The sequence below is a fragment of the Vibrio genomosp. F10 str. ZF-129 genome, assembly GCF_000287055.2.
GTDB lineage: Bacteria > Pseudomonadota > Gammaproteobacteria > Enterobacterales > Vibrionaceae > Vibrio.
Window position 1 is genome coordinate 1 of the sequence record NZ_AJYQ02000101.1, and the last position, 12,664, is coordinate 12,664.

The following is a 12,664-nucleotide window of genomic DNA, read 5'->3' on the forward strand; positions in this document are numbered from 1 at the left end:
GTGTTCATGTTTGTCATGGTCATGATGTTCATGTTTCTCATCATGATCATGGTTGTCATCACCTAAAGTATGAGTTACGGATTTATATTCGATATGACATTTTGCTGAGCTATTTAAAGAGACCACATTGCTTGCTTCATTGAGCATTTTGACAGCGCTTGCTAATTGCTCTGTTTGCTGTTCATTTTGGGGTTGGTGTTCAAAGCCAACAACGTCAGCGCCAGGCGCGGTAATTTCAATCAGTAGTTCATGGGCATCTTGCGCAATATTGAACTCGACATGACCATGCACATGGGCATCATGCTGACGGAAAGTGTCGTCTGCAAGAGAGGAAAAGCTCAAAAGTAAGCCGATACTGGTCGCGATAGTTGTCTTAATTTGCATTGGTTCTAATCCTAAATGGTTAATATAAAATACACTATTGTTCATCGATCAGTTAAAGCGGCGGTGAGCGAGCCAAATAGGCATAAAAAGAAGCAGCAACCGTGTCTGCCACGTAAGTCAGTAACGGACTGTATTGGATTACAGTCATGTCAGCGATTGCCAGTGAATGGTTTAGACCATGACCTAAGCTAGAAAAAAGTTCGCATTGGTGTTGATTGTGATGTTCAGGCGTTAAGTCGGTTTGATGTTCAATGTAGGCGAAGTTGAGCCACAAGACGGCGATCAGTGCGCAAGCAATGACAAATCTATTCACAGATTGTATTGGCTGAGTTGATGGCAAAGGGAAGGTCCTATGGATTTTCAATGTTATAGTATAACAATAAGCCTTGGGAAAATGTCAGCACAATTTGAACTAACGTTAAGAACTTTTGTTTATGTCCACTTCTGTGTTGACTTAAAAAAGCGATAGCATTCAGGCCATCGCTTTATTTTGTTATGGATTTTCCAAATGATCGATTACAACTGTTCACGAATGAGCGTTAATACTGATGTCACGTCATTGTCATCTAATGCGCCTTCTTTGATAAACAGAACTTCACCTGATTTATTTTGAACGATGATGGCGGACGATTCGTTTTCTAGCCCCCAGGTTTTGGCTACCACACCATCGGCATCGAGCACCATCGATGACCAAGGAAACTCTTCTTTACTGGTTTCAGCTTTAGATTTCACAATAGAGCCGGTTCCCCACATCGCATCATCTTGATTAATAATCGTGGTCGTTTGGTACGCTTCTACTGGAAATTTTGCGGCGGTAATGGCTGCCATAAGAGGCGCATTGAGTTCTTTGGAGCTGCCGCGTCCTGCAATGGCCTGAATGACCCGAACTTTACCCAGCATGGATTGATTGTCCCAAGGTTGGTAACGGGTTTCATTATCCGTCAGCATGATTTCACCGTAGTTGGTGACCTCAACATCAATCACGGGTTGGCCCAAAGATAGGTTATGAGCCGCAGCGAAAAATGGAGAGCAAGCAAGTAGTAGGGTAACAAGTGGTTTTTTAGTCATTATTTTTTCCTTTTAATTACGCCGAAAAAGTATAGTCCCAAGCCAAGAAAAAGGCTGATAATCAAATGGCTAAGCTGTGATCTTGATGGATTATTTGACAAAGCACACACCAGTGCCACCTAGCCCGCAATACCCATTAGGGTTCTTTGCCAAATACTGCTGGTGATACTCTTCCGCATAGTAGAATTGGCCTGCTGGCAGTATTTCGGTCGTAATGATGCCTTTTCCTTGCTCGGTCAATAGTGCTTGGTAGCGTTGTTGCGAATCTATAGCCGTGTTTGCTTGCTCTTCATCATAGATATAAATAGCCGATCGATATTGAGTTCCGGAGTCGTTTCCTTGTTGCATACCTTGAGTCGGGTTGTGTCGTTCCCAAAAATGCGTCAGAAGTTGTGAAAAAGAAATAACCGCAGGATCAAAGAACACTTGAACGACTTCAGTGTGACCCGTTTGGCCCGTGCACACTTCGTTATAGGTTGGATTTTTTGTGTAACCACCCGCGTATCCAACGGTTGTGCAAGTCACGCCGTCGAGCTGCCAGAATAGGCGTTCTGCGCCCCAAAAGCAGCCTAGCCCCAATAAAACCTGCTGTTGGCCTTCTTGAGGTGAAGGATTGATAGGGGTTTGAGTGACAAAGTGAACGGCTGGCGCCAGGATACTTTCCTCTCTGCCTTTCAGAGCATCTTGAGGTGACACCAAGCTTGTTTTCATGTTGTTCGCGGTTGAGCCCATGGTATGTAATACCTTATTAGTACGGAAGAATGAACAAATTATGCGAATACGTTGACATAGCTAAAGACTAACCGAGTTAATCTAGGTATCATTTTTATTCGCCGTAATACTCATTTTAGGTTTGTAATAATTAAGCATGTTCATTAAGCGATTTCCAGTTTTTATATTCAGCCTTGTCTTATCTGGCTTTGTTAATGCTAACGAAGTTAAGTTAAGTATTGTCGGCTTAGAGGGGGAATTGCTGGATAATGTTGATGCTTACTTGTTGTCGATTCCTGAAAGTGATTATGAAATCACACTGCGTTTTAAGTCTCGTTTGAGTAATAGCATGACCGAAGCGCTTAATGCCCTCGGATACTACAACCCTAAGTTTCGCTTTGAAGTTATTGAAGATAAACAGCTCATTGTCCATGTGGAGAAAGGCGATCCCGTACTGCTTACTGAACTTGATATCATCGTCACAGGCGAAGCTCAGCAAGACCCTGCCTTTTCAAAACTCATTGCAGAAAGTGGATTGACGCTAAATCAACCCGTGAACCATGGACGTTATGATGCACTGAAATCATCCATTCGCAGTCAGGCTTTACAAAAAGGGTACTTTAAAGGTGATTTTACTAAGAGCAGCTTAGAAATCGTGTCAAGCCAAAACAAGGCGATGGTGCGCTTACACTACGACAGTGGCATGCGTTATCACTTTGGGTCTACATCGATTTCTGGTAGCCAAATCAGAGATGAACGGGTTCAATCTTTGCAGCCATATCAAGCAGGCGATCCTTACCTTGTGTCAAAGGTCGGAGAATATAATCAAAACCTCTCTAATACCGATTGGTTTTCTTCCGTCTTTGTTGAGCCGGATTTAAATCGCTTAGATGAAGGTCGTGAGCTCCCTATGAAGGTCTCTTTATCTCCTCAATCAAGAAATCAATTTGAAACCGGCCTGGGTTATTCAACCGATGTGGGCGTTCGAGGAACCTTGAAGTGGAATAAACCTTGGGTGAACGATCGTGGGCACAGTTTTAACAGCAGTATTTCTCTGTCAAAGCCAGAGCAGAGTGTTGTTGCTGGTTATAAGATCCCGTTAGATGATGCGTTGCATGAGTATTATCAAATTCAGTACGGTATGAAAAAGGTCGATAGCCGCGATACCAACAGCCTGGAATCTAACCTGTCTATTGGCCGACATTGGTTACTTGATAATGGTTGGCATCAAACGGTGAGAGCACGCTATTTGATTGAAAACTATGAACAAGGGTTACAAGACGATGTGGGCCACTTTGTTTTGCCTGGGGTGTCCTTTTCTCGTACACGTACCAAAGGTGGAAGCATGCCCATGTGGGGGGATCGTCAAACCATAACGTTTGAATATGGCGATCCAGCTTTATTGTCTGAAACCCGTTTAGTGCGTTTGGTTGGTGGAACTTCATGGATTAGAGGAATCGGCAATAATCACCGAGGCTTATTTCGGGTTGATGGAGGCGCTAACTTTACGGAAGAGTTTGAAAAACTCTCCCCATCATTGCTGTTTTTTGCCGGGGGTGATAACAACTTACGTGGCTATAGCTATGAATCCATTTCGCCAAAAGATGAAAGTGGTGCATTGACCGGGGGCCAATATATGGTGACCACCTCGTTAGAGTATCAATATCGCCTAGTGGGTAATTGGTGGGTAGCGGCTTTCTATGATTATGGTAGTGCATTTAACCAAAAAGCCGACTTTAAAGCGGGCACGGGGGTTGGGGTTCGATGGGCATCGCCAGTGGGGCCTATTCGGCTTGATTTTGCGGTAGGATTAGATGCAGAAGAGGGCGATGAATATCAGATCCACTTTACACTAGGACCTGAGTTATGAAGAAAGTCGTCTTAAAATGGACAAAGTGGCTGTCCATTACAGTGACCTCGTTGGTGGTACTGGTGTTGGTTTTCGTGATTGGTTTGCTGTACACCAATACGGGTTTAAACGTGCTTGTATGGGGAGCGCAGAAAGCGGTGCCTCAGTTACAAGTTGAAAGCACCCAAGGTTCTGTATTTCCTCGATTTACTCTAAAAAAAGTCGCTTTTCAGGATGACGCGTTATTGATTAAGTTTGACGCTCAATCATTGACGCTTGCCGTGAATCCGAGTTGTTTTTTAGAGCCATCCATTTGCATTAACGATCTGGCCGTCGATGGCTTGCATTTTTCAATGCCAGAGCTGGCTGAATCAGAAGAATCGGAAGCTTCAGTTAACACAAATGATAAACCTTTTAAATTATCTACCCCTATTCCCATTCAAATTAGCCGTGTCAGGCTATCCAATATTGATCTCGATATTTTACAAAACAGAGTCACTTGGAAAAGCCTAAATACCGGAGCAAGGTTCCAGAACAATCAGCTGCGACTATTCCCGACCCTTTGGCAGGATATTTCGCTATCTTTAGCGCCTTCAGTGGATAGGGGAGACAGCTCATCGACGTCACCTATAGAGGACAATTCAGACCCTAGCCCTATCGTATTGCCCCCGTTTACGATGCCATTATCGTTAGTGGTTGAACGGTTCGATATTAAGCAGTTTAAGCTAAAGCAAGAGTCGCCGATTTCAATCAATCATCTCGGGTTAGAAGCGAGTGCTTCTGGTTCAAAGGTAGTCATTAAGACGCTTGATCTTGATATGCCAGAAGTGAACGCTAATTTGGTTGCCGATGTTGAACTTCAAGGGGCTTACCCACTCAATGCCAAGTTATCTGCTGATGTGAAACACCCTCAAGCGAATGGGCAAAAAATTGCCCTATCAGCCTCGGGAAGTGTGGCTGATCTTACCATTGAAAGTCAGTTGAGTGGATTAATAAAAGCCCATTTACAAGGAAACCTAAAACCACTAGAGCCGACGTTGCCGTATCAACTCTTGCTCAGCAAAGCTAATGCACAGTGGCCTCTTACTGGCGCGGCTGATTATCAGGTAGCGATTGATAAACTGTCCAGTTCGGGCAGTTTAGAAGGCTACGAACTTGATTTAAAAGCGGGCATCAAAGGGGTGAGTCTCCCTGATCTCGATGTTGATGTGAAAGGCAATGGCAACCTAGAACAAATCGAGCTGCGCGAGATAGCATTATCAACGCTTGGCGGAACTGTTGAGGGTGAAGTCTTTGCCAATTGGAATGCGCCCATCAATTGGCAAGGAAAACTTCACCTGAATCAAATTCAGCCAGGCCTGTATTGGCCTGAGGCTGAAGGGAACATCAGCGGTGATATTCATACCCAAGGTTCGTTAACTCAGGAAGGGGGGTGGATAACCGAGACCACGGTCATTGATATCGACGGGATTCTACGAGACTACCCGCTTAATATTGCTGGCTCATTGTTCGCGTCCGATAAAGAAGGGAAGGGGGCATTCAGCATTCAAACCCCAAGTTTGACACTTGCTCACGGGCCTAATTCTGTCCAGGCGAAAGGAGAGCTTAGCCAAACTTGGCAGATGAATGTGGCTTTAAATATTCCTGATCTCGCCAAGTCGGTGCCTGATCTTAACGGATCTGTGGTAGGGGATGTGTCGTTAAAAGGGAAGCTTGAAGAGCCGAGCATCAACCTAACATTAACCGCAAACAACATCGATTGGCGTGAAGAAGCAAGCCTGCAACAACTGACGATCTCTGGCGATCTTAAACCACTCCCAGAACCTTATGCCGACCTTCATTTACAAGCGAGTACTATTCAGTATCAGAACAATGTAGTTGATAGTGTCGATCTTAAACTCGCAGGATCACTGAATGATCATAACCTGATGCTAGAAGTGGGATCCGATATTGTGGCGACCAATCTCGCCATTTCAGGGGGGCTTCAGCAAGAGCCAACGCCAAGCTGGAGTGGTGATTTAGAACGTATGTTGTTCAGTACAGAGCAAGGTCAGTGGACGTTAAATAAGAGTACACAGCTTGGTTTTGATGTTGATAGTCAGCAAGCGTTTGTCTCTGCGCACTGTTGGCTGCAAGCTAATGCGTCAGTGTGTCTTGATAACGACACCAGTGTTGGCAAGAAAGGTGAAGCGCAATTGTCGGTTACCCGGTTCAGTTTTTCTCAATTGGCTGCTTTTATGCCACAAGGTGTCGTCGTCGATGGAGAGGTGAATGCTCAAGCGCTCGCCAACTGGGGGCCTGACGTTTCACCGGAGGTAGCCGTTAATGTTCAAATACCAAAAGGTCAGTTCAGCGGTATGCCAGATGCCCCCTTAGTGATTGGCTGGAATTCGATGGCGTTTAATGCAAATCTTGCTGAAAACCAACTGCAAGCCAATTGGTTGTTAGACTTTACCGATAATGGCGAGTTGTCAGGTGATATTACGATCCCCAATATTGCTGTTGCAGATAAAGAGTTAGCCGGTGATATTCGTGTGTCTCAGATTGGATTGGATTTTCTTGCCCCGCTTCTTGGTGAGTACAATGAGTTTGATGCGCAGATCAATTCACAATTGGCGTTAAGTGGCTCACTCGCTCAGCCTAAGGTGATAGGCGATCTAAGAGTCGATGATCTCATACTGAAAGGTGAGGTCTCTCCTCTGGATATCCAGAGCGGAGAAGTGGTTGCTAAATTTTCAGGGACGAAAGCCAATTTAGAGGCAAACATCGATACTCCAGATGGGCCACTGAGTATTGAAGGCGATGCTAACTGGACGGTTCTTGAGGCCTGGAATAGCAATATTCGAGTTTTTGCTGATAAGTTGTTGGTCAGTCAGCCTCCGATGATTGAAATGAAAGTGAGTCCAGACATGACGATCAGTCTATCGCCAGAATACGCTAAGGTGACGGGAAGCATCGATTTACCATGGGGTAACATTGTTGTAGAAGAGCTTCCACCGAGTGCTATTGGTATTTCAAAAGATCAGGTTATTTTAAATGAGCAGCTCGAACCTATTGATGATTCGAGCTCGAGTATTTTTGCTATTGAAACGGATATCAACATTTCTATTGGTGATGAATTCACGTTGTCTGCCTTTGGGCTCGAAGGCAATCTAGTGGGTAAGCTGAACGTCACGCAAAAAGACAAAGGCCCAATCATTCACGGTGAAATTAATATTGTTGATGGGTCGTATCGATCTTTTGGTCAAGAGTTGGTGATCAATGAAGGGAAGATTTTAATGAATGGCCCGGTGGATCAGCCTTATGTTGCCATTAGTGCAATTCGGAATCCAGATAATACCCGAGATGATGTTATTGCAGGGGTGCGAGTAGATGGCCCGGCTGACGAGCCTAGCGTCACGATTTTCTCTGAGCCCGCTATGCCACAAGCAAATGCGTTGTCGTATCTACTGCGAGGACAGGATATCGACGCTGAAACCGGCGGTAATGCGATGACAACCACTTTGATTGGCCTGAGTTTAGCGAAAAGCGGTAAGGTGGTTGGCGAAATTGGTGAAGCTTTTGGTGTCCAAGACCTACAATTAGATACGGCGGGTTCTGGTGAGGATTCTCAAGTTACAGTAAGTGGTTACGTGCTGCCAGGGCTGCAAGTTAAGTATGGGGTAGGGATTTTCGAATCCATTGGGGAGTTTACCGTCCGATACCGTTTAATGAGTGATCTTTACCTCGAAGTCTTATCGGGTGCGGATAATGCCGTGGACTTACTTTATCAATTTGAGTTTGAGTGATCTTTTTTATTCGATACACGTATTGATACGTGAAATAAAACTAATGGCTATCGGGTCTCGTTGTAAGTAGATGAACGGTAGTAGTTATTGGTTCAACTTCATGCAATGGGGGATAAACAATGAAGTACTTATATTTATTAGTGGCCTTATTTACGGTGGGCTGTGCACAGGTACAAACGCCAGATTCATACGCTGAGAACGATTGGTCTGAATTTGGTAAGCAAAGAGCAATAGATGGCCAGCTGTATGATTCTCAATCAAGGCTAAATAAGCTCGATGAAAAAGGTGTGCTCAACGACAATTTATACATAGCGTATGGTAAAGGTTACCAAGAAGGTAAATCAGAATACTGCGCCCAAGATGCTCGTATGCTCGGCGCGTCAGGAAAGCCTTACCGAGGAATATGCGATGACGTAAACGTATTTTTCCGAGCGGATTATGACTCTGGCAGAGAGTCAGGATCTTTAAGGTAGAGACATCGATGTTGATTTGTAGAGTCTTAGCTGCTTCATGTGTTGCAGGCAGCTAAGCTTTTCCACTCTTTTCGTCAATACACATCGTTCTTATGTTTGAGCTCGTTTAAAAGACTGAACAATCTCTTCTTTTGCTGAATTGATATCTTCCCAGCCTTCCACTTTTACCCATTTACCACTTTCTAATTCTTTGTAGCGCTCAAAAAAGTGCGTGATTTGTGCTTTTAGAAGCGTTGGGATGTCATCGACATCTTGAATATTGTCGTATTCCTTTGATAGCTTTTGATGCGGTACTGCAAAGACTTTCGCATCTTCACCTGATTCATCACTCATTTTTAATACGGCAACCGGTCGACAGCGAATCACCGATCCAGGTATCAACGGAAAAGGCGTCGGGACCAGTACATCGACAGGATCACCATCCAAAGAAAGGGTGTGATTGATGTAACCATAATTACATGGATAAAACATCGGGGCTGACATGAAGCGGTCAACGAAAACGGCACCCGTGTCTTTATCTACTTCGTACTTGATAGGATCTGCGTTCGCAGGAATTTCGATAACGACATAAATATCGTCAGGCAGAGATAGGCCAGCAGGGACGGTTTTTAGACTCATTTCGAGCTCCTCTAAGGAATAATTAGTAAGTCATGTAAGTCTAGTTGGTAGATTTAGAATTGAAAAATATCGCTTCTTTCATCATTTTCGATGAATGTGTAGGAAGTGGTGTGTTATTTGAGAATGGCGTGTTGTTTAAGAAGGGCGAAGAGAGCGATGACAACCTTGGCTGGCGGTTACTGAATTGAAGAAAGCAAGAAATAAAATAAGGTAAGCGAACGTACTCAGCGCTTACCTTTAATTTTAACGTTATAAGTGATCAGTCTTGGTTCTTTTCAATGAATTCTTCAACTTTTTCAACCATGCTTTTAGAGCCCGTAAAAAAAGGCACGCGTTGGTGCAACTCAGTGGGCTTTAGATCCATGATGCGATTAACACCATCGGAAGCAGAGCCACCTGCCTGTTCAATGATAAATGCCATTGGGTTGCATTCGTACAACAAACGCAGTTTACCGTTAGGGTGGCTTTGAGTGCTTGGGTAAAGGTAGATGCCGCCTTTAAGCAGGTTACGGTGGAAGTCTGAAACCAGTGAACCGATGTATCGAGACGTATACGGGCGACCATCTTCCGGCACATTTTCTTGGCAGTATTTAATGTACTTTTTTACCCCTGTCGGAAAACGAATGTAGTTTCCTTCATTGATAGAGTAAATTTTACCATCGTCGGGCGTCATCATATCTGGATGAGAAAGACAGAAAGTGCCTATCGAAGGATCATAAGTAAAACCGTTCACGCCGTTGCCTGTAGTGTAAACCAGCATGGTCGATGAGCCATAAACGACATAACCTGCGGCAACCTGCTTATTCCCAGGCTGAAGGAAGTCTTCCTGTGTTGGAGGAGTTCCAACAGGGGAAACACGGCGATAAATAGAGAAAATCGTACCAACAGAAACGTTAACATCGATGTTTGATGAACCATCCAGCGGGTCCATTAGCACAACATATTTCGCGTTTTTGTTCAGTTCTTTATTAAAAGCAACGGCTTCATCTTCTTCTTCACTGGCAACACCACAAACTTGATCGCGCGCTTCAAGTGCCGCTTTAAATTTGTCGTTCGCGTACAGATCCAACTTCTGTTGCTCTTCACCTTGAATGTTATCAGTACCGACAGCACCAGTAATATCGACTAAACCAGCTTTGTTGATTTCTCTGTTTACGATCTTTGCAGCAAGTCGAATCGAAGAGATAAGAGATGAAAGATCACCGCTAGCGTGGGGGAAGTCCGCTTGTTTTGAAACAATGAACTCGCCAAGGGTGCGCATTTCAGACATGTTATATCCTTAACAATTATGAGTGTGGGGGCATAGCGATAACGATTGCCTCTTGTTGGGCTGTAGGTCATCACACTCATTGTAGTGTAAGCGTTAGATCTTATTTATGGTAATGAACTAACCGCTTGAGTTCTCAATTCATTTGTCGATTTCCAGCGATTTACATTCGCGCTTTCTTTTGATGTTGAAATGGCGATAATGAGAGTCTCAATCGAAAATCACTTCGTAAGGCACAGTTGTATGCATATTCATATCTTGGGAATTTGTGGCACATTCATGGGAGGCGCAGCGGTCTTAGCTCGTCAACTCGGGCATAAGGTCACCGGCTCAGATGCCAACGTGTATCCACCAATGAGCACCTTGCTTGAATCTCAAGGTATTGAAATAATTGAAGGTTTCGATCCTTCTCAGCTAAGCCCTCAACCTGACTTAGTCGTTATCGGTAATGCGATGAGCCGTGGGAACCCTTGTGTCGAGCATGTATTAAACAGCAATATTCGTTATACGTCTGGCCCACAATGGCTTCAAGAATTTCTGCTGCATGACCGCTGGGTTTTGGCTGTTTCGGGTACTCATGGGAAAACAACGACTTCTAGTATGCTCGCTTGGATCCTTGAATCCTGCGGTTACCAACCCGGTTTTTTGGTGGGTGGGGTTCTTGGAAACTTTGGGGTATCAGCAAGGCTAGGTGACAGCATGTTTTTCATTGTTGAAGCTGATGAATACGACAGTGCTTTTTTTGATAAGCGTTCTAAGTTTGTGCATTACCATCCACGGACCTTGGTGATGAATAATTTAGAGTTCGATCATGCCGATATCTTCGATGATCTTGAAGCGATCAAGCGCCAATTTCATCATTTGATCAGAACGGTTCCCAGTAATGGGCGTATTTTCCATCCGCAGCAAAGCACAGACATTGATGATGTTCTAAAGCGTGGCTGTTGGAGTGAAACCGAATCTATGGGCTCTCAGGGGGATTGGCGCGCGGAAAAAATAGTCAAAGATGGTTCTGTCTTTGATGTGTATTTTAAAAATCAGTGTGTGGGGCGTGTGGACTGGGATCTGGTGGGTGATCATAATGTCGAAAACGCGCTGATGGCGATTGGCGCAGCGAGACACGTTGGCGTCACTGCGGATTTAGCTTGCGACGCATTAGGGAAGTTTATTAATACTAAACGTCGACTGGAGTTAAAGGGTGTGGTGAATCAAGTGACGGTCTACGATGATTTTGCCCATCATCCAACTGCGATTGATCTCACCTTGGATGGTTTACGTAATAAAGTAGGTGATAAAAAAATCATCGCGGTGTTAGAACCACGCTCTGCAACGATGAAGCGAGGGGTTCATAAAGACACCCTCGCTTTGTCACTCTCAAAAGCGGATTTCGTCTACCTGTATCAACCAGATAATATCGATTGGTCGCTTCAAGATGTGGCAAGCCGATGTGAGCAGCAGGCGTATGTGAGCGATGATATCAATGAACTTGTCGCTAACATCGTTTTAGAAGCTCAGCCTGGTGATCACATACTCGTCATGAGTAATGGCGGATTTGAAGGTATACATGGCAAGTTGCTTGCGGCATTAGAAGCGCTAAGTTCTTCTCTCAATAACCCTAACTAGTAAGTGACCGATAAATGAAAACAGCGACGAATAAAGCCATTACCTTAGCCTTTACTGGTGCATCGGGGGCTCCTTACGGAATGCGTTTATTAGAATGTTTGCTGGCCGCCGATTATACCGTGCATTTATTGATCTCATCCGCGGCCAGGGTGGTCTTAGCCACGGAACATGATTTGAAATTACCCAGTGGGCCAGACGCCTGCAAAAAAGCATTGGTCGAGCATTTAGGGTGTGATGGAGATAAGCTGCTTGTCAGTGGCAAAGAAGATTGGTTTTCTCCCGTGGCATCGGGGTCAGCAGCGCCAAAGCAAATGGTGGTTTGCCCTTGCTCAGCAGGAAGTGTCGCCGCGATAGCACATGGTATGTCTGATAATCTCATTGAACGCGCCGCAGATGTGGTGATGAAAGAGCGTGGCCAGTTGTTACTTGTCGTTCGTGAAACGCCGTTTTCTACGCTTCATTTAGAAAACATGCACAAGCTTTCTCAAATGGGCGTCACTATTATGCCTGCTGCACCGGGTTTTTATCATCAACCCCAATCGATTGAAGATCTTGTGGATTTTATGGTTGCTAGAATTTTAGATCATTTAGGCATCGAACAAGGTCTTGTTCCTCGTTGGGGATACAAGAAGTAGCAGCGTTAAATGATTCACCGGGTTAATTGTTGAATAAACGTTAATCTTTATAGATAAGTTTCTCAATACCACATACAATCGAAACCACTCATCGGGGAGCCAGATACGTTAACCGTATTCGCTGAGATCAAGCCAAGCTTGGGACCCGTGTTATTACGACGCTGATAGAAGTGATCGTGATATTGAACCTGAACCAGATAATGCTGGCGTAGGAAATGAGTGTGGATGAATCAATACGTGTAAACACT

Annotated in this window: 11 protein-coding genes; 5 read left to right on the forward strand and 6 right to left on the reverse strand. The window is 44.5% G+C overall.

Going from position 1 to position 12,664, the window contains the following annotated elements; genetic code table 11:
- The 4 genes from A1QO_RS11905 to msrA form a co-directional block, all read right to left on the reverse strand.
- Positions 1-384, reverse strand: a 384-nt coding sequence (locus A1QO_RS11905) for a ZrgA family zinc uptake protein (protein WP_017036160.1), incomplete at its 3' end; no start/stop codon positions are given.
- Positions 385-436: 52 nt separating this feature from the next.
- Positions 437-724 carry a DUF2607 family protein gene (locus A1QO_RS11910; RefSeq protein ID WP_017036159.1) on the reverse strand — a complete coding sequence of 96 codons (288 nt, stop codon included), beginning with the start codon at positions 722-724 and terminating at the stop codon, positions 437-439.
- A 176-nt stretch (positions 725-900) separates the two neighbouring features.
- Positions 901-1,452, reverse strand: coding sequence for a YtfJ family protein (locus tag A1QO_RS11915; RefSeq protein WP_017036158.1), 552 nt, complete (start codon positions 1,450-1,452; stop codon positions 901-903).
- A 90-nt stretch (positions 1,453-1,542) separates the two neighbouring features.
- A complete protein-coding gene (gene msrA / locus A1QO_RS11920) occupies positions 1,543-2,184 on the reverse strand; it encodes a peptide-methionine (S)-S-oxide reductase MsrA (RefSeq protein WP_017037395.1) in 642 nt (213 codons plus the stop codon).
- A 136-nt stretch (positions 2,185-2,320) separates the two neighbouring features.
- Here msrA and tamA point away from each other — a divergent pair, with 136 nt between their 5' ends.
- The 3 genes from tamA (at position 2,321) to A1QO_RS11935 (ending at position 8,273) form a co-directional block, all read left to right on the forward strand.
- On the forward strand, positions 2,321-4,033 hold the full coding sequence (gene tamA, locus A1QO_RS11925) for an autotransporter assembly complex protein TamA (RefSeq protein WP_017039696.1): 1,713 nt from the start codon (positions 2,321-2,323) through the stop codon (positions 4,031-4,033).
- Complete coding sequence (gene tamB / locus A1QO_RS11930) at positions 4,030-7,800, forward strand: autotransporter assembly complex protein TamB (protein WP_017041075.1); 3,771 nt, start codon at positions 4,030-4,032, stop codon at positions 7,798-7,800. The genes tamA and tamB overlap by 4 nt, the downstream gene beginning before the upstream one ends.
- Before the next feature lie 119 nt (positions 7,801-7,919).
- On the forward strand, positions 7,920-8,273 hold the full coding sequence (locus A1QO_RS11935) for a DUF2799 domain-containing protein (RefSeq protein WP_017037392.1): 354 nt from the start codon (positions 7,920-7,922) through the stop codon (positions 8,271-8,273).
- Between the two features lie 90 nt (positions 8,274-8,363).
- Here A1QO_RS11935 and ppa read toward each other — a convergent pair whose 3' ends face one another.
- Together ppa and fbp are read right to left on the reverse strand one after the other, a co-directional pair.
- A complete protein-coding gene (gene ppa / locus A1QO_RS11940; protein ID WP_017036153.1) occupies positions 8,364-8,891 on the reverse strand; it encodes an inorganic diphosphatase in 528 nt (175 codons plus the stop codon).
- A gap of 259 nt (positions 8,892-9,150) precedes the next feature.
- A complete protein-coding gene (fbp, locus tag A1QO_RS11945; protein WP_017036151.1) occupies positions 9,151-10,161 on the reverse strand; it encodes a class 1 fructose-bisphosphatase in 1,011 nt (336 codons plus the stop codon).
- A 240-nt stretch (positions 10,162-10,401) separates the two neighbouring features.
- Between fbp and mpl the strand changes: the two genes are divergently transcribed.
- Both mpl and A1QO_RS11955 read left to right on the forward strand, forming a co-directional pair.
- Positions 10,402-11,781 carry a UDP-N-acetylmuramate:L-alanyl-gamma-D-glutamyl-meso-diaminopimelate ligase gene (gene mpl, locus A1QO_RS11950; RefSeq protein ID WP_017036150.1) on the forward strand — a complete coding sequence of 460 codons (1,380 nt, stop codon included), beginning with the start codon at positions 10,402-10,404 and terminating at the stop codon, positions 11,779-11,781.
- A gap of 14 nt (positions 11,782-11,795) precedes the next feature.
- Positions 11,796-12,416, forward strand: coding sequence for a flavin prenyltransferase UbiX (locus A1QO_RS11955; RefSeq protein WP_017036149.1), 621 nt, complete (start codon positions 11,796-11,798; stop codon positions 12,414-12,416).
- Positions 12,417-12,664 lie beyond the last annotated feature (248 nt).

What these genes read in the sequence shown, in the direction of transcription:
- A1QO_RS11915 (WP_017036158.1), bottom strand. Translation starts at nt 1,452, where the DNA reads ATGACTAAAAAACCACTTGTTACCCTACTACTTGCTTGCTCTCCATTT.
- msrA (WP_017037395.1), bottom strand. Translation starts at nt 2,184, where the DNA reads ATGGGCTCAACCGCGAACAACATGAAAACAAGCTTGGTGTCACCTCAA.
- tamA (WP_017039696.1), top strand. Translation starts at nt 2,321, where the DNA reads ATGTTCATTAAGCGATTTCCAGTTTTTATATTCAGCCTTGTCTTATCT.
- tamB (WP_017041075.1), top strand. Translation starts at nt 4,030, where the DNA reads ATGAAGAAAGTCGTCTTAAAATGGACAAAGTGGCTGTCCATTACAGTG.
- A1QO_RS11935 (WP_017037392.1), top strand. Translation starts at nt 7,920, where the DNA reads ATGAAGTACTTATATTTATTAGTGGCCTTATTTACGGTGGGCTGTGCA.
- ppa (WP_017036153.1), bottom strand. Translation starts at nt 8,891, where the DNA reads ATGAGTCTAAAAACCGTCCCTGCTGGCCTATCTCTGCCTGACGATATT.
- fbp (WP_017036151.1), bottom strand. Translation starts at nt 10,161, where the DNA reads ATGTCTGAAATGCGCACCCTTGGCGAGTTCATTGTTTCAAAACAAGCG.
- mpl (WP_017036150.1), top strand. Translation starts at nt 10,402, where the DNA reads ATGCATATTCATATCTTGGGAATTTGTGGCACATTCATGGGAGGCGCA.
- A1QO_RS11955 (WP_017036149.1), top strand. Translation starts at nt 11,796, where the DNA reads ATGAAAACAGCGACGAATAAAGCCATTACCTTAGCCTTTACTGGTGCA.